We start from the raw sequence: 22,445 nt of genomic DNA, 5'->3' as shown, positions 1-22,445 counted from the left end.
GGATTGATATGAAAATCGCTATCGCCGGTACAGGGTACGTTGGCCTTTCTAACGCAGTTTTGCTTGCACAGTACAATGAAGTTGTTGCTTTAGATGTTGTTAAAGAAAAAGTCGAGTTAATCAACTCAAGTAAATCACCAATTGTCGATACCGAAATCTCTGAATTTCTTGCTTCTCGTGAATTGAATTTGAAGGCAACGTTAGATAAGAAATTTGCATATGCTGATGCAGATTACGTAGTTATTGCAACACCAACTAATTATGATCCTATCACTAACTTTTTTGATACATCTTCTGTAGAAGCGGTTATTAAAGATGTTATGGCAATAAACCCTTCGGCATGCATAGTGATTAAATCTACTGTACCTGTTGGTTATACGGAGCGTATTCGTGAAGAACTTGGTTGTTCAGGTTTAATTTTTTCTCCTGAATTTTTACGTGAAGGCCGTGCTTTGTATGATAACTTGCACCCGTCTCGTATTATTGTTGGGGAAAATTCAGAGCGTGCTCGAGTGTTTGCTGGTTTGTTGGCGGAAGGTGCAGAAAAGGCGGATATCGATATCGTATTTATGCGCTCAACAGAAGCAGAAGCGGTTAAGCTGTTTTCAAATACCTACTTAGCAATGCGCGTGGCGTATTTTAATGAGCTTGACTCTTATGCTGAAGTTCATGGGTTAGATGCTCGCCAGATTATTGAAGGCGTGTCGCTAGATCCTCGTATTGGTGATCATTATAACAATCCATCATTTGGTTATGGTGGTTATTGTTTACCAAAAGACACTAAACAGTTGTTAGCTAACTATTCTGATGTACCAAATAATATTATTGGCGCTATTGTAGAAGCAAACCGAACTCGAAAAGACTTTGTTGCAGATTCTATTATTGCCAGAGAGCCAAAGATTGTTGGCGTTTATCGATTGGTGATGAAGTCTGGCTCTGATAACTTTAGGGCCTCCTCCATTCAAGGCATAATGAAACGTATAAAAGCAAAAGGAATTGAAGTCGTAGTTTATGAGCCGGTATTAGAAGGTGATGATTTTTTCCATTCTAGAGTAATTAAAGATCTTGAAGAGTTTAAGTCAACTTCAGATGTTATCGTTTCTAATCGTATGGATTTAGAGTTAGGTGATGTAGCTGGTAAAGTGTATACCAGAGATTTATTTGGTTCAGATTGATTATAAAGGAAAATAAATGAAAGGAATTATTCTAGCTGGGGGCAGCGGCACTCGGCTTTACCCTCTTACAAAAGTTGTTAGTAAACAGCTTATGCCTGTTTACGACAAACCAATGATTTATTATCCGCTTGCAACATTAATGCAAGCAGGGATTCAAGAAGTTCTTGTTATATCCACGCCAGATGAAATTCACCGCTTTGAACGTTTGCTTGGTGATGGCTCTAGCTTTGGTGTATCACTTGCTTATGCTGTTCAACCGTCACCTGATGGATTAGCGCAAGCCTTTATTATCGCCGAAGAATTTCTAGCTGGTGATTCTGCAGCCTTGGTGCTAGGTGATAATATGTTTTATGGTCATGATTTGGTTAAGTCTTTGCGAAACGCATCATCTCGTGATTCTGGCGGAACTGTGTTTGGCTATCGTGTTGCAAACCCTAAAGCCTATGGAGTTGTTGAATTTGATGATGTTGGTAAGGCTATTTCAATTGAAGAAAAACCTGCTAACCCGAAATCTAACTACGCTGTTCCTGGTTTGTATTTTTTTGATTCTCGTGTTGTAGAATTTGCAAAAACCGTTAAGCCATCTGACCGTGGCGAATTAGAGATAACTTCGGTAATTGATGAGTATTTAAAGCGTGGCCAACTAAACGTTGAAATTATGGGGCGGGGTACTGCTTGGCTGGATACTGGTACTCATGATGATTTACTTGCTGCTGCTCAGTTTATTGCCACCGTTGAAAAACGCCAAGGTTTAAAAGTAAATTGTCCTGAAGAAATTGCCTTTCGTAACGGTTGGATTTCAGCGGACGAACTTCGTGCTTTGGCTGAGCCGCTTCGCAAAAGTGGTTATGGTGAATATTTGCTAAATATTATTGAAGAGAAAATTTTTTAATGAGCTTATATAAATGAAATATATAAAAACCCAAATACCAGATGTCGTTATTTTGGAGCCACAGGTTTTTGGTGACGATCGTGGATTTTTCATGGAAACTTTTCGTGTAGATGAATTTTTAGCGAATTGCTCTAAGCGTATGTTCGTTCAAGATAATCACAGTAAGTCTTCAGTCGGTATCTTGCGAGGTCTTCATTATCAAACTGAAAATACACAGGGCAAGTTAGTGCGCGTTGTGTCTGGCAAGGTTTATGATGTGGCGGTTGATATGCGAAAATCATCGCCGACCTTTGGGCAACATGTTGGTGTTGTACTTTCTGCAGAAAATAAAAAGCAGTTATGGGTACCAGAAGGCTTTGCTCATGGTTTTTATGTAATGAGTGACTCTGCTGAATTTGTCTATAAATGCACAGACTACTATGCACCAGAGTCTGAAGTATCGATTCGCTGGGATGATCCTGAATTAGGTATTAAATGGCCACTTGTTGATGGCGAATTACCGTCTTTATCAGGTAAAGACGAAGCAGGCCTTTCCTTTACGGCTGCGCCTAAATTCGACTAATTAAGTTTTAACAAATGAAAAAATTTATTGTGATTGGGAAAAGTGGCCAACTTGCCTGGGAGCTTGAGCACATATCTGCTGACGCTACTAATTATGTTAGTATTGTTTGTCTAGGTAGAAACGACATTGATGTATTAGATTATGACTCAGCACTTTCAGTTATGCGTGAGATTGATGCTGATGCTGTTATTAATGCATCTGCTTATACGGCAGTCGATAAAGCGGAAGATGATAGAGACAATGCTTTTGCATTGAACTCTACCGCTGTTGGTATTATAGCGAAGGTGTGCAAAGAATTAGGTTTACATTTTGTTCATGTATCTACCGACTTCGTGTTTGATGGCCTAAAAAGCTCGCCTTATTTACCAAATGATTTTAAAAGCCCTATTGGTGTTTATGGTGCCAGTAAATCAGCAGGTGAAGACGAGCTTCTTACATCCATACCTAAATCTAGCTGTATTATTCGAACCTCATGGGTTTATTCTGTTCATGGCAATAACTTTGTCAAAACCATGCTACGCCTAATGGAAGATAAGCCAGAACTTGGCATTATTAGCGACCAGATAGGTTCGCCTACACTTGCATCTGGTCTTGCCCGTGTATGTGTTGAAGCTGCTGTTGAACGTGTTACTGGTACTCATCACTATACTGATAATGGCGTTGCCAGCTGGTATGATTTTGCTGTTGCAATTCAAGAGCTAGGTCTTGAAAAAGGATTGTTAAGCACAGGGATTCCGATTAAAGCCATTTCAACGTCGGATTACCCAACTCCTGCTGCACGTCCTAGTTATAGCGTATTAGATAAAAGCTCATTAGTTGAAGCACTTGCTGATGTAGAGCTTATTCATTGGCGTAAACAATTAAGCTCAATGCTTGATGAATTAAAGTCGCGTATTGAATAAAAGAAATTATAAGATTAAAAGATAAACTATGAAAAAATTACTTGTAACCGGTGGTGCCGGTTTTATTGGGGCTAACTTTGTACATTACTGGTTGAATAAATACCAAGAAGATAAAGTTATTGTATTAGATGCGCTAACTTACGCAGGAAATATGGAAAACTTGCATTTGGTGCAAGGCAACGACAACTTTACCTTTATTAAAGGGGATATTTGCGATCAAGCGTTAGTTGAATCATTAATGTTAGAGCATTCTATTGATACTATTGTTCACTTTGCGGCTGAATCTCATGTTGATCGTTCTATCACTGGTCCTGATGCGTTTATCGAAACCAATATTTTAGGGACGTACTCGTTACTTAAAGCTGCTAAAAAGTGTTGGTTAGATGTTGAAAGTGGCTCGGTTGAGCATCGCTTCCATCATGTATCAACTGATGAAGTCTATGGCACACTGTCAGCAGATGACCCAGCATTTTCAGAAGAAACAGCATATGCGCCAAACTCCCCATATTCGGCAAGTAAAGCTGCCAGTGATCATTTAGTGCGTGCATATCATCATACTTATGGATTGAACGTTACGACTAGTAACTGTTCTAATAACTATGGCCCTTATCATTTCCCTGAAAAGCTAATCCCTTTAGTGATCACGAATATTTTGCATAATAAAGAATTGCCGATTTATGGTGATGGTATGCAAATAAGAGATTGGTTATATGTAGAAGATCACGCTTACGGTATTGATCTTGTGTTAAATAAAGGCAGAGTAGGCGAGAACTATAATATTGGTGGTAATAACGAATGGGCCAACATTAATATAGTAAAAGAAGTATGTAAGCTTGTTGAAAGTGAGTTTGCTAAAGCACCTGAGCTTGCAGCACGCTTCCCTGAAGCCGTTGCTGCAATTAATGCTAATACAGAGTCTTTAATCACTTATGTGAAAGACAGACCAGGTCATGACCGCCGTTATGCGATTGATGCCACTAAAACCCGTGATGAACTCGGTTACGAGCCTCAAGAGTCATTTGAAACAGGTATTGCCAAAACGGTTACTTGGTATTTGAATAATGAGTCATGGTGGAAAGCTGTGATGGATGGTTCTTATCAGGATTGGGTTGAGAAGCAGTACAAATAAATTGAATACAAAAACTCCGGCATTTACCGGAGTTTTTGGTTTAAATAACTTTTTGCAGAAAATTGAAGTGTTTATCTAATACAAGGAGTATGCAAAAAGGCTAATCTGTCGTTATAATGTAATCCATTGTCATTTATAAGAAACTAAAATCTCTGGGATTTTGCGGTTTATGGAAAAAATCTTTCAACTGTCTCGACCGTTAAAACGGATGATCAGCGTGTGTGTCGATTCGATGTTTGTTGTCTTCGCGTTTTGGTTTGCAATGTTTTTACGTCTCGATGTTGAGACGGAATTTTTTAACTTGCATTACTGGGCCATGCTGATGTGTGTGGTCGGAGTCAGTATTGTTGCCAATATTCATTTAGGCCTTTATCGAGCGGTAATTCGTTACTTAGGCACGTTAGCTTTATCTGCTGTATTTTTAAGCACCTTTATTTCTGCGGCCTCTTTAGCGGTGGTAAGCTTATCATTTGATGTTTTCGTACCACGCTCAATCCCTGTGATTTATGGTGCGTTTTTACTTATTATGGTTGGTGGATCGCGCTACACCGTCCGCTCCCTTGCTAATCGTGGCAACTCTCAAACCAAAGAAAAAGTTGTAATATATGGTGCAGGTGCTTCTGGCATTCAATTAGTGAAAGCTTTGCGCAATGGCGCCGAATATGATCCTGTCGCTTTTGTAGATGACAATAAAATGTTACAAGGTTTATCGATCAATAATGTCTATGTTTACTCGCAAATAGACATACAGGACTTGGTGATAAAACATAACGTCAGTAAAGTGTTACTCGCTGCACCTTCTGCTTCTAGAAGCCAACGTGCCGCTATATTGAATAAACTTGAAAGTATGTATATTGAAGTTTTGGCGATTCCTGGTATGTCTGATTTAGTCTCAGGTAGAGCCAAAATAGATGACTTTGTTGAGGTGTCGATTGAAGACTTACTAGGTCGAGATCAAGTACCTCCGAATCAAGATTTAATGTCTGCTGACATCAAGAACAAAGTCGTTATGGTGACCGGTGCTGGTGGGTCAATTGGCTCAGAGCTTTGCCGTCAAATCATTAACCAGCAACCGGCAGCGCTTGTATTGTTTGAGTTAACCGAGTTTGCCTTGTATTCGATTCATAAAGAGTTAGAAGACTTTGTGAATGAAAAACAATTACCTATTACTGTTTATCCAATGCTCGGTTCTGTGGTAAAGCAAAATCGCTTAGAAAAGGTTATGCGCGCGTTTGGCGTACAGACAGTCTATCATGCAGCAGCATACAAGCATGTACCTTTGGTTGAGCATAATGTTATTGAAGGCGTTCGTAATAATATCTTTGGCACCTTGCGTTGTGCAGAAGCAGCTGTAAATGTTGGTGTTGAAACGTTTGTGTTGATCTCTACAGATAAAGCGGTTAGACCTACCAATGTAATGGGTACCACCAAACGCATGGCAGAGCTTTGTTTACAAGCGCTTGCGCATCGTGGCGGCCACAATACTCGATTTAGCATGGTGCGCTTTGGTAATGTTCTAGGCAGCTCGGGTTCCGTTGTACCTTTATTTAAGAAGCAAATAGCCGAGGGCGGCCCAATAACGCTGACGCACCGAGATATCACCCGTTACTTTATGACTATTCCAGAAGCTGCACAATTAGTGATTCAAGCTGGTGCTATGGGCATGGGCGGTGATGTATTTGTTTTAGATATGGGGCAACCCGTTAAAATTTATGATCTTGCCCACAAAATGGTTCATTTATCGGGCCTGCATGTTAAAAATGAGAAAAAGCCGCATGGTGACATTGAAATCATTGAAACTGGTTTGAGACCTGGTGAAAAACTTTACGAAGAATTACTAATTGGTGATGATGTAGAAGAAACAGGTAATGAGCGCATTATGACCGCGCAAGAAGTGTACTTGTCGTGGGAAATGTTATCTCCACTATTAAACCGACTACATAACGCATGCCGCGAATTTGACCAAGAAACGATTCGACAAATTCTATTGGATGCGCCTACCGGGTTTCAGCCAGCGGACGAAATATGTGATTTGGTGTATCTAAATCAAATGGATGACGTTGAAGAGAAAGTCAGTTAATACTGGCTTTTTTTTTGCTTTTTTTAAAGTAGTAAAAGATTCAGCATTAATCATTTCTCGTCATCCCGTTGAAAAACGGGATCTTCATTCGGTATTAACCATTCAAAAGATTCCGTGTCGTAGCACGGAATGACCCCCAAGGATGTGGCGAATGCCGAAAACGCATGGAGCAGCTTTCGGTGACGGATAGCTAATTAGGCAGGAATAACCCACAAGGATGTAGGGAATGCCGAAAACGCATGGAGCATTCTTTTCTCGTGCTTTCTTGCTCTCGTCATCCCGATGGAAATCGGGATCTTAAGTCGGTATCCGGAAGCTTAAAGATTCCGTGTCGTAGCACGGAATGACGTAGAAGGGGGCAGGGAATGATGAAAAGGTGGATAGTGTCGTAGCCTGGAATAACCTACGAGGATGTAGGGAAAGCCGAAAACGCATGGAGCAGTTTTCGGTGACGGTTAGCTAATTAGCATGGAATAACCTGAAAGGACGCAGTGACGTATTAGATATTAGTATGACAGAGATGATGTGTGAGATTTAATTAGAGTCTCATTTGTATAAGTTGCTTGTTTTTATTTGTAAAAACGCAATTTTTGCTCTTTTATTAAGCAAGTAGTGGTTATTTCTAGCTTTTATCAATGGTCAGACTTTTTTATTGAATAGTTTTTTGTTAGATTCAAATTAGGTAAAAATTTCGCTAACTTGTTGTAAAATAAAAGTAGTGTAAAAAGTGTGCGGATTTGGGGTGAAAAACACGCAGTGTGGCGTTGGTAATATAACTCATTGAAACCACAAGAAAACAAAAGTCATTAAGGCGTAAGTAATGCAATTTCTAAAATCGGTTTTTCTGGCGATGGTATGTCTACTGTCGTCATCTGTATTTGCTGAACAGCAACCTGTTGTCCAAGTTAATGCCCCCTTTATTGATATGCATACCGGGCCAAGTGGTGACTACCCTGTGTTTTATGTTGCCGAACAAGGTGAGTGGATAACAGTGGTAATGCGTCAACGTGGTTATTTTAAGGTGGTCACACAAGATGGCACCGAAGGTTGGGTACCTGAAATGACGCTTAATAACACACTTGATGCAAACGGTAATCCAGTTAAGGTTACCGCATCAGGGCTTACTGGCTTTTTAGAGAAGTTCCAATAAGCTTTAATACAGTGATGAGTGTATTAACGAGTAACAATACTGAATTTCTGGTTGTTGTGGAATGCGGGTGGAATGAAGGTGAAGTGAATATTCAGTTTTATAAGATAACGCTCACACTGTAACGCGCACATTGATTTGACCTAGAAGTCAGAAAAACTAGATAACAAATTAAATAAACAACAAGATAAAAAGAACAATGAGCTGTGGTAATAGTCACAACTCAAAGGATAAAAAAGGCCAAAAGGCCATCAGGAGCAAAACGTGGTAAATCTAAAATCAAGCTTGGGTACGCTTTTAGCCATTTTGGCGCTTTCTGGCGGCGTTAACGCCGAAGAGAATTCGCAACAAAACTCTCAAGACATCATCGAACCGGCATTGTCACGCCAAACTGTCGATGTGGATATGAGCTCAAACGACTTTGAGGTAGGTATCTTTGGTGGTGGTTTGAATGTTGATGGTGACACTCGATATGTTGATTCGACTACTAATGCGGTTGTGGGCGCACGTATTGGTTATCATTTTACTGAAAACCTGTTTATTGAAGCTTCATATTCTGTAACGAACCATGATCGTGAATTGACGCTGTATAATGCTGTTCTTGGTTATAACTTTCTTCAAGACACCTACGTTACCAATAACTATGACATGAAGACATCGCTATTTTTCGTGCTTGGTGCAGGTATTACCGATTATGATGGCCTAGATGATAATGAAACGGGTGTATTCGGTGCGGGTTATCGCATTATGTTTAATGATTCATTCTCAATGCGATTTGATGTTCGCGGTTATGTCCATGAACAATATGGCGCAGAAGATGAGTATTCCTTTAACACCGATATGACACTGGGCTTTGCATACTTCTTTTAAAAAGGCTTTTTTAACTTCTTAAGAGAAACGTAGAGCAAGTGGACCAAGTGGATTTAGGCAAACGCATAACAAGCGAAAGGTAGTCTCATGAATCAAAACATACAATCAATAATAGCAAGCGTCGCGCTATCAACGATGGCGCTATTGGGCAGTATGAGTACTGCTTCTGCACAATCACCTGATGAAGATCTGCAAACCTTTAAAGGCGGCTTGGTAGATATGGCCGCCGACATTAAAGAATTAGAACTGGCGGTACTTTACCCTGATGCAGATCAGTTAGCGGTGTATTTAAGTATTGATGCCGCAGATACATTTAACGTGACGGCAATCACCTTAATGGTCGATGGTGAGAAGGTACATAGCGCTTTATACACTGAATATCAGCAAGACGCGTTACGTCGCGGCGGTGTCGATAGAGTGTTCCTAGGTGATGTAGAGGTAGGAGAGCATCAAATTATTGCCTACATTAGCGGTACTGACGCAAGAGGGCGAAAAACCAAACGTGGTGTAGCTACAACGTTTATTAAAGCTGCCGACGCCAATGCCATTGAGCTTAAAGTTGGGGTTGATACATCGTCTAATCGCCCAACGTTTGTGGCAACAGAGCTGTAGCTTATGAGTACGTTTTCGATTAAAACGACACGCAATTATTTAACATCTGCAGTATCGGCAGCTTTAGTTTTTGTCACAGCTTCTGTCACTATTTCTGTTACAGCGGCTTCGGCGTTTACTACTTTTAGTGCTCAAGCGGAGACTGCAGAAGCTAATGCCGAAAACGCGCAAACATCTGCATCAGAAAAACTAGCGGCCAAGCAACGCATTGCTCGTGACCGAGCGCTTTATTATTATTTTACCGAAGACTATTTTGCCTCACTAACGCAATTGGCGCTTAACGATAAGCAAGGTGTTGGTGATATTTCCGGTCAAAGCCAAATTTTACGTGCTGGCCTTGAATTAAGTTACGACATGAACGAGCGAGCTAATGAAGAGTTTCGCCAGTTCGATGAAACTCAATCGCTAGATTCTGAACACCGTTCATACATTTATTTTCGCTTTGCCAAAGCCTTTTATAAAAAAGGTCAGTTTAGCCAAGCACGCCAAGCACTCAATAAAGTCGGCGCAGAACTGGCTAAAGAGCATCGTGATGCTTACCACTTTTTGGACGCACAAATGTTCTTAAAAGAGGGCAATGTGCCTTCAGCGCTTAGCGCAAAAGATAATATTCGCCCAGACTCCATATACCATCGCTATTTAGCCTTTAACTACGCCATGTCATATATTGGTGCCGAAGATACCTTAGGTGATGTCGCCAGTAATGAAAACATTATCCAGGCGTTGCAGTCGGTAGTTGACTTAACACCGGTGGCAATAGATGAAAGCGAATCTGAAGAGCTCGCGGATATTGAAATTACCGATGAGTTAGAAGCTATTATCGATCGCTCATACTTGGCACTTGGTTATTTGTACTTAGAGCAAGGTGAAAACCAAGCGGCAATGACGGCGTTTGAAAATGTCGCACAACAAGGCTTAGATAGCGAGTCAGCGCTACTGGGGTACGGTTGGGCTAAGGCCAATAACGAAGAATACGAAACTGCGGTATTGATTTGGCAAAACCTTGCATCGCGCAATAATAATTCTGTGTTTGCGCAAGAAGCGCGTTTGGCGGTTGGTTATGGTTTTGAAAAGATGCACGACAAGCGCCGCGCATTTGCAGCCTATCAGCAAGCCAGTGATGATTTTGCTGCGCAAAAGCAAGTAGTCGATAATGAAATTGCCAAACTAAGCAATGACAACAAAGCGTATATTGAATCTTTGATGGTGGTCTCTGAATATGACATCACCCTTGGCCTTAAAGCCAAGCAAGTCGAATTGAAGTTCCCGTCGGTATATCAAAGTTTTGGTTCAATCTCTTCAGATAGCTTTCAGCAAGACGTAAAAGACATCAACAGCCTAGGCGCTGCAATAAGCTCTATGAAGGTGTGGCAACTTGATTTATTAGCCTTGGCAGAAAGCAATTACCAAATTAGCTTAGATACATCGCAAGACCTACCAAAACAACGTGAAGTGACTTTGCGTAAAGCGCAATTGGATGAATTATCTCGTCAGTTTCGTCAATCTGATTTGATGATGAATCAAATGGCATTTCAATATCTAGGTAAGTTGTTTAAAGCCGACCCTGTGGTTGGTGAGCGCCATCAGTTACGTAATGCCTATGAGCAATATATGACGCTCAGCAAGCAAATCAATGCCATGCCTGCCAGCGATAACAAAGTACAAATGCAGCAACGTCTTGATAGACTAGGCGGTGCCTTGCTATGGCAAATTGGCGATTATTACCTTGATAAAGAAGGTCGTCTCGCCAAACAAAAGGTCGCCAATAACTTATCTCGCTTAAATCAATCTCAGTCTCTGTCGATGTCACCGGTTAATGACATGCACGAGCGCATTGAAGCGAAAATGTTGGTGGCAGAGAATATTCTGCAAACCTTATTCAATGATATTGAAGAAAAGTTAGTGAATGTGCTGAGCGTGCAACAAGAATCCCTTGCCGATTACTTAGAGCAAGCGAAAATCTCGGTCATTCGTATGACAGATGAAGCGTTTATTCGCGACCAGCAAATGGAACTAAATGAAAGCGAACAAAACGACAGAGGAGGCGAGTAATGCGTAAAACATTAATAGCATTGTCGGTATCCAGCATCCTACTGTCAGGTTGTAGTTTGTTTGAATCACAACCTGAACAAACAGCAAAGCGCCAACGTAGCGCTACCTTAGCTGACCTAGATTTACAACCGTCACCGGCGGTCAAGGCTGAGTTACCAAGGCTAACGCTTGAAGAGTTGAGTGAGACCTATAAAGATACACTGGCCTATGTTGAAGACGAAGAAGCGAAAGCGCAAATTCAACAGCGTATTGCCGTATTAGAGATGATGCAGGCTGAAGAAGCACAAATGCGTGGCGATCGCGTTGCCGATGGCCGTTATTATCAAACGGCTATTACCTCATTAGAAGGGTTTATTGAAGACAACCCTGAATCACCAAATAATGACAAGCTATTGTATCAACTTGCCAAGGCCTATGATCTGCAAGGCGAGCAAGACAAGAGTTTGCAAACGCTAAATCGCTTGATCAGTGAATACCCTGAAAACGACCACATGCTTGAAGCCGAGTTTCGAAAAGCAGAAATCCTATTCTCAAGTAAAGATTACATTGGTGCCTTATCCAGCTACGATTACGTGGTCAACAAGAGCCCAGAATCGGTCGAAAATAATCCATATTTTTCCATCTCGTTATACATGATGGGCTGGAGCTTTTTTAAGCTTGAACAAAACCAGCAAGCGTTAACCTCATTCTCTCGACTACTCGATGAGGTTATGCCGTATAAATTTATGAGCCAAGTGAACAACGAAGAAGAGTTTCTTGAGCTTATAGATAAGCGCAATCGTCAATTAACCGAAGAAACCTTTACGGTAATGACGCTGATCTTTTCTGATCAAGGCTCTGAGTCTATCGCTGCGCATTATGCTCGTATAGGTGAGCGTCCATACGAATACCTGCACTATGATTTGTTATCTGAGTACTACTTATCAAAACAGCGCTATTCAGATGCCGCCGATGTATATGACTTTTTCATTGCTCGTTCGCCGTATCATCACGTCAGCGTCTTGTATTCGATCAAAAAGATGGAAATCTTCCGTGTTGGTCAATTTCCAGCCGAGCTAACCGCAGAGCGTGCAGGTTTTGTTGATAGCTATCAATTTACCGGCCCGTATTGGCAAGAAGTTGATCCTGACGCCAAAGACCAAGTACAAGAACAAGTGGCACCGGTGTTATTAGACATCTTGCAAGAGTTTTCACAAAACACTCATGCCAATGCGCAAGAGCAAAAACGTTTATTGGCTGAAAATGACACCGAAGAGCAGCGTCAGATTGTTAAAGCTGCCTACCTTGATACTGCCAAGTGGTATCAAATCTTTTTGGATAACTTCCCAGAGATCAATGGTGCCAGTACCGTTAAGTTCTACATGGCAGAAAGTTACACCGAAGTGGAAGATCACCAACGTGCAGCCGAGTTGTATGAAGATGTAGCCTATTCTGGTGAAGCAATCGAAGAAGCCGCAGCTCGTTTAGAGTTGGCTGAATCGCAACAAGCCGCACAAGATGCTGACGGTGAAGCCCCTGATGTTAACGAGCAAGTGCTTGAAGGTGATTCAGAAGCCGCATTAGCAGGCCAAGAAGCGGAAGTGACCGAGCTGTTTGCAGAAGATTTTAGTAACGAAGCTGGCTACGCACTGATACTCACCTACGATGAGTTAATCGCATTGGCCAAAACCGATGAAGAAAAGCAGCAATTAACGTTACAACAACGTGAATTTAAAGCTAAATTCATTGATACCTATTCGGATGACGAACGTGTTAGCGAAGTGCAACGCGATTTATTCCAAGAATACTTTAAAGAAGGCGATAGCATCAATGCCATCGCGTTTGCGCAACAAGCACTTGATAGCAATCCAGATTTAACCACAGAGCAACGTTTATCAGCGCTACTGGTTATTGGTCACAGTCAGTTTGCTGAAGAGCAATATAGTGAGGCAGAATCTACCTACGCGACGGTACTTGATACCATGCCAGCAGAAGATGAACGTCGCGCTGATATGATTGACCGTTTAGCGGCCAGTATTTACCGACAAGGTGAAGTTGCTGCGACAAGCAGTGATACGCAACAAGCGGATTTGCAAGAGGCGACGCGCCACTTTGCTCGTGTATTGCGACGCACACCAAATTCAAAAGTACGTTTAAACGCGCAGTATGATTTATCAACCTACTTGCTAGAGCTTGAGCGTTACCCTGAAGCGATTGATTTGATGGTCGACTTTAACGAGCGCTACCCAAATCACAAGCTAAGCAAAACATTGCCACCTAAGCTTGCTTATGCCTACCAGCAAACAGAGCAGTGGGAAGAATCGGCGACCTATTTAAAAATGAGCTGGGCTGAAAAGCCAACCTCAGAAGATACCCGCCAAATGTTATGGCTTGCTGGTGAAACGTACATGAAAGCCGACAACAAGCCTGAGGCAATGTTAGCCTATCGTACTTATGCGCACACATATAAAACGCCATTTAATACTTACATGGAATCCTTGCACATTATGAGCGAGTTTTACCGTGGTGATAGTGACTATGCCTTGTCACCAGGTGGCGATTTAATGAAGCGCAATTTCTGGCTCGATAAAATCATGAATGCCGATGAAAATGCCGGTGCCAATCGCACGCCGCGCTCTAAATACTTAGCCGCCAGTGCCAGTATGCATTTTGCTGATGAACTAATGGGTAAATACAAACGCGCGAAATTAACGCTACCGTTGAAAAAGTCTCTGGCACGTAAACGCCAGTTATTAGAGCAAACCTTAACGGCATACAATAAGACCGCCAATTATCAGGTGAAGGATTTCACCACCGTGGCAAATTATCGTATCGCCGAAGTATACAGTCAGTTGGCCACCGATCTTATGGATTCAGAGCGCCCGAAAGATTTGGATGAGTTGGCGTTAGAGCAATATGAAATTTTGCTAGAAGAGCAAGCGTTCCCATTTGAAGATAAAGCTATTGAAGTACACGAAACCAACGCCAAGCGCACCGTAGATGGTATCTATGATGAGTGGGTGAAAAAGAGTTTCGCCGATTTATCTCGCCTATTACCTGGACGATATAATAAAGAAGAACAAGTTGTTGAGGTGATTAATGAGATTTATTAATTGTCAAAAAATAAAGTCCGAAGTACGAAGTACTAAGGACGAAGGATGGAATGAGCGGCTAACTGGACAAGCTAATAGTAATATTCTTAAAGCCTTGTGCACAGCATCTATATTTACACTATTATCTGCTTGTTCGACAATCGGTTTTGATGACTCAGAGCAAGAATCACAAAGCTCCGAGCAACAAACGGAACAAATCGGTCAGCAAGGCTCACAACCGGTCGAGCCGGTGTTTGACCCATACGAAGGTAAAAGCGATGAGTATAAGCGTTTAATGCAGTTGCCCAACGCCTATAAAGCAAACCCAACGCCGGTGCCAAATGAAGTGAAAGTGCAGGTGCAACAAGCGATGGCAAGCAAAGACAGCGATGTGTTTGCAGCCAAAGTCAGCTTAGAGCGTGTGGTTGCCGCGAATCCGCAGCTGTCTGGCGTATTTGTTCAGCTTGGTGATATTGAGCTTGAACTAGGCAATAATGATAAAGCGCGCGATTACTATACTCGTGCGGTGCAAGCCAACGACAATAATTATTTTGCTCACAATCGTTTAGGCCTTATGCAACGCCAAGCCGGCGACTTTACCGGCGCTAAAGCGTCGTATGAAGCGGCACTTGATGCGTGGGGTGCATTTGCCCAAGCACATTTGAATCTAGGTATATTGCTCGATATGTATATGGGGCAAAAACAACAGGCTCTGCAGCACTATCAAACGTATCAAGTGCTCACAGAAGAAAAAAATAACAAGGTAAAGGGTTGGATCGCAGATATTTCGATGCAGCTTAAACAGTAAGGATAACGGTGATGAACTCTATGAACGTAAAGTCGACATCAATTACTGCATGGTCATCAGCGTTAATGCTGAGTTCGGCCATGGCCTTTAGTGGTTTTGTTGTAGCAACGCCAATGTCTCCAGAGCAGGAGACGAACGAGGCTGCTACTACAGCAACTGAAACTGCTCCAGCTGCTCAATCAAATGACGCAAGTGACGCAAACGCGACCACAAATGCGTCGACTGATGAGCAACAAAGTAGCGATGACGGTGATGTTGGCCAAACAGCGACAACAAAAACAAATACGCGTACGGTGATAACCTTAGAATCAACATTTGTTGGTGATAAGGAACAACCGAAAGTAACGTCCATTGTGCCTTGGCAAAAGCCAGAGCAAACAGTGGTCAGCTCGAAAGAGGTAAGCCAACGCGTAAAAATGACGTTTCAACCGCTTGAAGACGACAGCTTAAAGCGTGAATTGAAATACCATAAACAAGCAACGCAAGAATAAAAGGGCACAAGGCACAGGCGCTAATTATTGAAAATTTAGATTTTACGTCATCAAAACCAGGGTTTGTGGTAGAGTATGGCCTGATTTCAGTTTTACAATAATGTAACATCGCGCTGATAACCTATTCCCATATATCCTAACGTTGATTGAACAACGAAATTTTGATTTTTTTATTTTAATAAGCAATGCCCAAGAGCTTGCAAGATAACAACCTAAGGTGATAGACCCATGTTTGATACTATTATTCGTTTTTTCCAGGAAGGTGGATCCTTCATGTTCCCAATCGCTGTTGTGCTGGCCATTGGTTTAGCAATTGCACTCGAGCGCGCAATCTACTTAATGAAAATGTCCATACAAAATGGCTCTGCGATGAATAAAATCACGCCAATGCTACAAAACTTAGATTTTGACGGCATTGAAAAAGTCAATGACGGTGCTGCTATCACCAGTATTTTCAAAGCGGGTATCACTCGCATGAAACAAACACCTCGTCGTGAAGAAATTGAATACGCAATGGAAGAGGGTGTAATGGAAACATTACCTCGTCTAGAAAAGCGTACGGCTTATTTGGCGACCTTGGCTAACATCGCCACGCTATTAGGTCTATTAGGTACCATCATTGGTCTAATTGCTGCGTTCTCTGCGGTTGCCAGTGCTGACCCTTCACAAAAGGCTTCTTTGCTTTCTGACTCTATCTCGGTTGCGATGAATACCACAGCATTTGGTTTGATTTCAGCAATTCCATTATTGTTGTGTCACTCAGTACTGCAAACTAAAACTACGGAAATTGTCGATAATTTGGAAATGGCTGGCGTTAAGTTCTTGAACATCATCAGCAAAAACCACACTGTCGCAAGCAAATCACGCGCGACTGATTAATACGGGGCTAGTATGTTAAGAAAAACCCGAATCAAGCGTCAGGACGCAGAACTCGACATCACGTCATTTATGAACTTGATGATCGTTCTGGTACCGGTGCTTTTGATGATGATGGTATTTTCACACATTACCGTTTTAGATCTTAAGTTGCCGGAACTTACGGACCCTACACTGCAAAGTGAAAACGAAGAGCAAGAGGAAGACGAAACTCTTGAGCTGATGGTTCGTGATAACCAGATTGAAGTATATTACCCACAGACATACTTGCTTAAAACCATTCCTAATACCGATGAAGGTTACGACTTTGAATCGTTAGTGGCTATTTTAAAGCAAGTAAAACAACTGTTGAGCGAACGTGGTATCGATAAAAGCGATATAAGCATTTTGCTTGAACCGCAAATTGATTACCAAACCATTGTCACCTTAATGGATCGATCTCGCTCATATAAAGCGGTTGTTGTCGCCTCGGTAGTCGATGCCGAATTGTTTCCAGATATTAGCTTAGGCGATGCGCCACAGGTAAGTAACCCTGAGCTATTGGAAGCGATTAGTGCACAAGGAGGAAGTCAGTGAAGAAGTCTGTAAGAGCCAAACGTATGGCTCGCCATCATCAGCGTTTATCAAAGACTTCAAAATTGTCTTTGGTATCTTTGATGGATATTTTTACCATTTTGGTTTTCTTCTTGATGGTTAATGCATCCGACGTACAAGTGTTGCAAAATAATAAAGAAATTGAATTGCCTAAATCCTTGTCAAAAGAGACAGCTGAAGACAACTTGATCATTACGGTAAACACCAATGTGGTGCTATTGCAAGGTCGTAAGGTTGCCGATACCCAAGAGCTTATTGATAGTGACGGCGTCATCGTTGACGAGTTACTCAAAGAGCTTGAGTACCAACGCAATCGTCGTACCGACTTAACTGAAGAAGAGTTAGCCAATGGGTTGTCTGTCAATATCATGGCCGATAAAACCGTTGCTTACAGTTTGCTGAAAAAAATCATGCAAACCTCGGCAAACGCCGGTTACACCAATATCTCTTTGGCAGTTGAGCAAACCTACGGTGCATCTGATGAAGATATCTTAAATGGTACGGCAGAAGATGACAGCAGTGATGCGGTAGGGGGTAATTAATGGTGCAAAAGCTTAAACGACACCAGTTACCAACTTGGCAAAAGCACGAAGATAATCGACTGTTTAAAATACTGTTGATTATCGCCTTAGTGGTGACGGTGTTATTCACCATAGTGGTTAAAATCGTTCAATTACCAGAGCGCACGCGCGAAGAAGTTGAACGTATTCCACCACAATTGGTGAAGATTCAAGAGCAAAAGGTTGAAGTTGAACCTGAGCCTGAGCCGGAACCTGAAGAGGTCGCCGAAGCCGAGCCTGAGCCAGAGGAACCTGAGCCAGAACCGGAGCCAGAGCCAGAACCCGTTGAAGCGCCAAAAAGCGCTCGCGAAAAAGCTGAAGAAAGCGGTTTGTTAGCGATGCAAGACACATTAGCAGAAATGCGTGAGTCTGTTGATATGGACAGCCTAGCCGAAAACAGCTTAGAAGATGGTGGTGGCGAAGCCGAAGAAACAGAACGTGTGTTGCTAGGTAAAACCGTCGCAGGCACTTCTGGTGGTGTTGCAACAGGTGCATTGAGTGCCGATGTTGGCAGCGGCAATGGCTTAGAAGGTCGTAAGACAACCGAGTTTACTGCACGGGTTCCGACGACTGGCGGTGGCGCTGGTGACGGTACTGCAGCCTCATTAAGTGAGTCTGAAGCAGCGTCTGGTAACCGTACGACCGAGTCGATTCGTCAAACGTTCGATAAAAATAAAGGTGCGTTATACGCCATTTATCGTCGAGCGTTACGTCAAGACCCTAGCCTTCAAGGTAAAGTGACAGTGAATCTTGTGATCACACCGTCTGGTCAAGTACAAAACGTCAAGATTGTTTCAAGTGATTTGGAACATGAAGATTTCACCAAGAAATTACTGGCACGTATCCGCTTGATTAACTTTGGCGCACAAGATGTGAATGAAACAGAATTGAATTACACCTTCAACTTCTTACCATTCTAATCTCAGTACAAACCCTTGCAAAAATACCAGGCAACGCCTGGTATTTTTTTGCCTAAAATGTGATGCGGCTCCTTTTTGTCATCCCATACTCAACTTCGTCATTCCGACGAAAGTCGGAATCTTCGGTATACAGTCACTTAGTATCCGCTAGCGTCACCCCATACCCATACCCATACCCATACTCAAATCCGTCATCCCGTTGAAAAACGGGATCTTCTGTATGCCTTTATCGTTATTCCATACCCAAGCTCGTCATCCAATACCCAAGCTCGTCATCCCGATGAAAATCGGGATCTTAAGACCTCATCGACTATAGCCTCAATACAATACTCAAAACTGTCAGGAATTCTTACAAAGCCTTGCTAGCAGTAAAGCTATTAATAAAAGAACCCTATATAAGCCATTGATAAGTAGTTGATTATGTTAATTGGTATTAATTATGCAGCAGGCAAGGATCTAATAATATATTTGCATACCTGGAGGCAAACATGTGTAAGCAGCTTGGTAGTATGGTTTTTCTGATAAGTTTACTCATTTCAAGTAACGCATATTCCGCTCTAATCAGTATTGATTCCTGTGAAGGTGATGTAGTTGATTGTGTAATTGTTGATGATCCTAGTGGGGAAACGAGCCAGACATTTGATACTGGTGTTTTTATAGCATGGGACGAAGTGCAAAGTTATACATTAACCGAAGACTTGTTTGTAAATGAGGTCTTTGATATCGACGCTGATTATATCGAAATGGCAGATGGCGGTGGATACTTTATTAAGGCAGGAACCGTTATATCAAGTCATTATGCTCAATGGGATGTATTAGGCACGAGTTTTGGTGCTGTTGAAGCTTCTCTTGTGTTTGACTCTGATGTTGTTGCGTTTATTACGTCGTCACAAGCTTTGATGGATAGTGATGGCAGTATTGGGTTAATTGACGTTGATTACCTAGACTTTGAGTTACGAGGCTTGGAAGGGGAGAGTAGAGGAGATTTTAATTCGTTTTTGGGAGACCAAGTTGATTTAAGATGGGCCGTCGATGTAGGGGCAGATTCAGCCCGTTTTATTACTTTATCCTCTGGTGGTACTGAACCTCCAGAAGTCCCAGAGCCAACTTCACTTTTATTGATGTTAAGTGCTTTAGGTATTGGAGCGTTTCGTCGCAGAATACTTTGAATCATGAACTAAGTTTCAATTAAGTAGAAAGCTCTATCAACAGGTAGGGCTTTTTAGTTTTTTGAATTGTTTAAATTAGCTATATATCAATTTGAACACTAGCCTACAGCGCACTTTCTAAAAACAGATCTATACTTTTGTTTAAACAACAATATTTTATGCAGATAATGGATCTTACAACAATAAAAATCGCTGTCATTGGTCTTGGCTACGTTGGTTTGCCTTTGGCTGTCGAATTCGGCAAAAAATACCCCACTGTGGGTTTTGACATCAAGCAAGCGCGCATTGATGAACTGCGTGATGGCATCGATACCACTCTAGAAGTTTCTTCCGAACAATTTTCAAGTGCAAAACGTCTTCGCTTTACCAATATAGAAAGTGAACTGAAAAGTTGTAACTTTTACATTGTGACGGTACCAACGCCTATCGATAAAAACAAGCAGCCTGATTTAACACCACTGATAAAAGCCAGTGAAATTCTTGGTCGAGTCATTAGTAAAGGTGACGTTGTGGTGTTTGAATCGACTGTATACCCAGGTGCGACGGAAGAAGATTGTGTACCGGTTATTGAAAAGCATTCAGGCTTGGTGTTTAACCAAGACTTTTTCGCTGGTTATTCACCTGAAAGAATCAACCCCGGCGACAAAGAACACTCAGTTACCAAAATACTTAAAGTGACTTCGGGCTCTACACCGCAAGCAGCAGATTATATTGATGATGTTTACGGCAGCATTATTACTGCCGGTACCCACAAAGCGCCATCAATTAAAGTTGCCGAAGCGGCCAAGGTAATAGAGAACACTCAGCGAGACGTTAACATTGCCTTGATAAATGAACTCGCCATTATCTTCAATAAATTAGATATCGACACCTTAGACGTTTTAGAGGCTGCCGGTACTAAGTGGAATTTTTTACCGTTTCGCCCCGGTCTCGTAGGTGGTCATTGTATTGGTGTCGATCCTTACTATTTAACGCAAAAAGCCGAAAACATTGGTTATCACCCGAAGATGATTTTAGCAGGGCGCCATTTAAATGATGATATGGGCGAGTATGTCGTCTCCCAATTGGTCAAAAACATGATGAAGCAACATGCTCATGTTGAACATGCCAATGTATTGGTAATGGGATTGACGTTTAAAGAGAACTGCCCTGATCTGCGTAATACGCGAGTCATCGATATCGTCAACGAGCTGCACGAATACAATATGGTGGTAGATGTATACGATCCTTGGTGCGATAAAGACGAAGCTAAAGCTCTGTATGGCATCGACTTGGTATCTACACCTAAAACTAATCACTATGATGCCATTATCTTTACCGTGGCGCACAAGCAGTTTCTGGCGCTCTCAGAGGCGCAAATTCGTGAATGGGGCAGACGTGGTCATTTTATTTATGATTTAAAATACATCTTGCCCAAGCACGCCGTCGATTTAAGGTTATAACCTTACTGCATTTCGAAAAAGGAGAGTTTTCGTGTCACGATATCAACAAGTTTTATCACAACTGTCTAAACAACCTAAGCGTTGGTTAGTCACAGGTGTTGCCGGTTTTATTGGTTCTAATCTATTGGAAACCTTGCTGAAACATGATCAACATGTTGTCGGCCTAGATAATTTTGCGACCGGTCATCGTCATAATTTGGACGATGTGAAACACAATGTGTCACCTGCACAGTGGCAAAATTTTCGATTCATGGAAGGTGACATAAGTAATTTCGAACGTTGTCGAGAAGCGGTATTTGAGGTTGATTATGTTTTACATCAGGCCGCGTTAGGATCGGTACCCCGTTCATTGGATGATCCGATAAAAACCAATATAGCTAATATCAGCGGTTTTTTAAATATGTTGGTCGCGAGCAAAGAAGCCAAAGTGCAAAGCTTTACGTATGCAGCGTCAAGTTCAACCTATGGAGACCATCCAGCGCTACCAAAGGTGGAGGCAAACATAGGCAACCCTTTATCACCTTATGCAGTGACTAAATACGTCAATGAGTTATACGCTGATGTCTTTGCAAGAGCGTACCAATTTAATGCCATAGGCTTGCGCTATTTTAATGTCTTTGGTCGACGTCAAGATCCTAATGGCGCCTACGCTGCTGTTATTCCCAAATGGACTGCAGCGATGATAGAGGGGAACACCGTAGATATCTACGGTGATGGCGAGACTTCCAGAGACTTTTGTTATATCGATAATGCAGTGCAAGCCAATATCTTGGCAGCGGTTGCAGCCGATGAAGCAAAAAATGAAGTCTATAATGTCGCCGTTGGCGATAGAACCTCGTTAAATCAATTATTTAATGCCATTAAAGAAAACCTATCACCATGTGGTGTTAACTACCCTAATGACGCCAATATGAAAGACTTTAGAGCAGGTGATGTACGTCACTCACAAGCAGATATCAGCAAAGCCCGCGAACTCTTAGGTTACCAACCAACACACAATATCCACCAAGGCCTGGCTCAGGCAATGCCATGGTACGTAGAGCATTTGTAAAAGACACCTTGTTGCTTGATTGCACCTGATTTTAACCGTCAT

20 protein-coding genes are annotated in these 22,445 nt (G+C 41.9%); all 20 read left to right on the top strand.

Features of this window, described 5'->3' with window-relative positions:
- Positions 1-8 precede the first annotated feature (8 nt).
- The 20 genes from E2K93_RS01480 to E2K93_RS01385 all read left to right on the top strand — a co-directional run bounded on the left by E2K93_RS01480 (position 9) and on the right by E2K93_RS01385 (position 22,403).
- Positions 9-1,175 carry a nucleotide sugar dehydrogenase gene (locus E2K93_RS01480; RefSeq protein WP_135437382.1) on the top strand — a complete coding sequence of 389 codons (1,167 nt, stop codon included), beginning with the start codon at positions 9-11 and terminating at the stop codon, positions 1,173-1,175.
- A gap of 16 nt (positions 1,176-1,191) precedes the next feature.
- Complete coding sequence (gene rfbA, locus E2K93_RS01475) at positions 1,192-2,067, top strand: glucose-1-phosphate thymidylyltransferase RfbA (protein WP_135437381.1); 876 nt, start codon at positions 1,192-1,194, stop codon at positions 2,065-2,067.
- 13 nt (positions 2,068-2,080) lie between these two features.
- The gene (gene rfbC, locus E2K93_RS01470; protein WP_135437380.1) at positions 2,081-2,629 is read left to right on the top strand and encodes a dTDP-4-dehydrorhamnose 3,5-epimerase; all 549 of its coding nucleotides are present in this window, start codon (positions 2,081-2,083) and stop codon (positions 2,627-2,629) included.
- A 14-nt stretch (positions 2,630-2,643) separates the two neighbouring features.
- A complete protein-coding gene (gene rfbD, locus E2K93_RS01465) occupies positions 2,644-3,531 on the top strand; it encodes a dTDP-4-dehydrorhamnose reductase (protein ID WP_135437379.1) in 888 nt (295 codons plus the stop codon).
- Positions 3,532-3,559: 28 nt separating this feature from the next.
- Positions 3,560-4,660 (top strand): dTDP-glucose 4,6-dehydratase, encoded by a 1,101-nt coding sequence (gene rfbB / locus E2K93_RS01460; protein WP_135437378.1) that lies wholly within the window; start codon positions 3,560-3,562, stop codon positions 4,658-4,660.
- A 160-nt stretch (positions 4,661-4,820) separates the two neighbouring features.
- Entirely contained in the window at positions 4,821-6,740 is a 1,920-nt protein-coding gene (locus tag E2K93_RS01455; protein WP_135437377.1) for a polysaccharide biosynthesis protein, read from the top strand.
- Between the two features lie 820 nt (positions 6,741-7,560).
- The gene (locus E2K93_RS01450; RefSeq protein WP_135437376.1) at positions 7,561-7,890 is read left to right on the top strand and encodes an SH3 domain-containing protein; all 330 of its coding nucleotides are present in this window, start codon (positions 7,561-7,563) and stop codon (positions 7,888-7,890) included.
- A gap of 261 nt (positions 7,891-8,151) precedes the next feature.
- On the top strand, positions 8,152-8,757 hold the full coding sequence (locus tag E2K93_RS01445) for an outer membrane beta-barrel domain-containing protein (RefSeq protein ID WP_135437375.1): 606 nt from the start codon (positions 8,152-8,154) through the stop codon (positions 8,755-8,757).
- Between the two features lie 87 nt (positions 8,758-8,844).
- Positions 8,845-9,369 carry an AraC family transcriptional regulator gene (locus E2K93_RS01440; RefSeq protein WP_135437374.1) on the top strand — a complete coding sequence of 175 codons (525 nt, stop codon included), beginning with the start codon at positions 8,845-8,847 and terminating at the stop codon, positions 9,367-9,369.
- A 3-nt stretch (positions 9,370-9,372) separates the two neighbouring features.
- On the top strand, positions 9,373-11,421 hold the full coding sequence (locus tag E2K93_RS01435) for a tetratricopeptide repeat protein (protein WP_135437373.1): 2,049 nt from the start codon (positions 9,373-9,375) through the stop codon (positions 11,419-11,421).
- Positions 11,421-14,513 (top strand): tetratricopeptide repeat protein, encoded by a 3,093-nt coding sequence (locus tag E2K93_RS01430; RefSeq protein ID WP_135437372.1) that lies wholly within the window; start codon positions 11,421-11,423, stop codon positions 14,511-14,513. Before E2K93_RS01435 ends, E2K93_RS01430 begins: the two co-directional genes overlap by 1 nt.
- Positions 14,500-15,300, top strand: coding sequence for a tetratricopeptide repeat protein (locus E2K93_RS01425; RefSeq protein WP_135437371.1), 801 nt, complete (start codon positions 14,500-14,502; stop codon positions 15,298-15,300). The genes E2K93_RS01430 and E2K93_RS01425 overlap by 14 nt, the downstream gene beginning before the upstream one ends.
- Positions 15,301-15,311: 11 nt before the next feature.
- Positions 15,312-15,791: a hypothetical protein gene (locus tag E2K93_RS01420; protein WP_135437370.1), complete on the top strand. Its 480-nt coding sequence runs from the start codon at positions 15,312-15,314 to the stop codon at positions 15,789-15,791.
- 228 nt (positions 15,792-16,019) lie between these two features.
- On the top strand, positions 16,020-16,670 hold the full coding sequence (locus E2K93_RS01415; protein ID WP_135437369.1) for a MotA/TolQ/ExbB proton channel family protein: 651 nt from the start codon (positions 16,020-16,022) through the stop codon (positions 16,668-16,670).
- A gap of 12 nt (positions 16,671-16,682) precedes the next feature.
- Entirely contained in the window at positions 16,683-17,243 is a 561-nt protein-coding gene (locus E2K93_RS01410) for an ExbD/TolR family protein (protein WP_135437368.1), read from the top strand.
- On the top strand, positions 17,240-17,803 hold the full coding sequence (locus E2K93_RS01405; RefSeq protein ID WP_189637828.1) for an ExbD/TolR family protein: 564 nt from the start codon (positions 17,240-17,242) through the stop codon (positions 17,801-17,803). The genes E2K93_RS01410 and E2K93_RS01405 overlap by 4 nt, the downstream gene beginning before the upstream one ends.
- Entirely contained in the window at positions 17,803-18,741 is a 939-nt protein-coding gene (locus E2K93_RS01400; protein WP_135437367.1) for a TonB family protein, read from the top strand. The genes E2K93_RS01405 and E2K93_RS01400 overlap by 1 nt, the downstream gene beginning before the upstream one ends.
- 488 nt (positions 18,742-19,229) lie before the next feature.
- Positions 19,230-19,910 carry a PEP-CTERM sorting domain-containing protein gene (locus tag E2K93_RS01395; protein ID WP_135437366.1) on the top strand — a complete coding sequence of 227 codons (681 nt, stop codon included), beginning with the start codon at positions 19,230-19,232 and terminating at the stop codon, positions 19,908-19,910.
- 167 nt (positions 19,911-20,077) lie between these two features.
- Positions 20,078-21,352 (top strand): Vi polysaccharide biosynthesis UDP-N-acetylglucosamine C-6 dehydrogenase TviB, encoded by a 1,275-nt coding sequence (gene tviB / locus E2K93_RS01390; RefSeq protein WP_189637827.1) that lies wholly within the window; start codon positions 20,078-20,080, stop codon positions 21,350-21,352.
- Between the two features lie 31 nt (positions 21,353-21,383).
- Complete coding sequence (locus E2K93_RS01385; protein ID WP_135437364.1) at positions 21,384-22,403, top strand: NAD-dependent epimerase/dehydratase family protein; 1,020 nt, start codon at positions 21,384-21,386, stop codon at positions 22,401-22,403.
- Positions 22,404-22,445 lie beyond the last annotated feature (42 nt).

Source organism: Thalassotalea sp. HSM 43, assembly GCF_004752005.1.
Taxonomy (GTDB): domain Bacteria; phylum Pseudomonadota; class Gammaproteobacteria; order Enterobacterales; family Alteromonadaceae; genus Thalassotalea_A.
The sequence above is the reverse complement of the archived record's forward strand: the minus strand, read 5'-3'. Positions and strand labels throughout refer to the sequence as shown.